The following is a 319-nucleotide window of genomic DNA, read 5'->3' as shown; positions in this document are numbered from 1 at the left end:
CCGGCCAGCGCCACCGCGCACAGCCCGGTCTGGACGGCGGAGGCGGTGCCGACGGCGCGGGCGAGCGGGGCGGTGAGCGTGTCGGCCGGGTCGAGGGCGCCCCAGCCGAGTCCGGTGTCATGGACGACCCGGAGCATGGCGCCGGACCAGATCAGCAGCCAGAGCATCGCGAACAGCGTCGCGGCGGCGGCCAGTCGGCACGCCAGCGGACGCCGGACGGTGGACCACCACTCGGCGACGGTGACTTCGTGGTCCTGCCCGATCGTGTCGGCGCGCAGCGCCCGGGGCAGCAGCACGGCCGCGGCGACGAGCGCCGCCC

At 77.4% G+C, this 319-nt stretch carries 1 protein-coding gene; it reads right to left on the bottom strand.

What is annotated here, in order from left to right:
* A partial coding sequence (locus tag GT042_RS31660) for a hypothetical protein (RefSeq protein ID WP_161312129.1) occupies window positions 1-319 on the bottom strand: 319 nt, incomplete at both ends.

It is taken from the genome of Streptomyces sp. SID3212, from assembly GCF_009865405.1.
Taxonomy (GTDB): Bacteria; Actinomycetota; Actinomycetes; order Streptomycetales; family Streptomycetaceae; genus Streptomyces.
The sequence above is the reverse complement of the archived record's forward strand: the minus strand, read 5'-3'. Positions and strand labels throughout refer to the sequence as shown.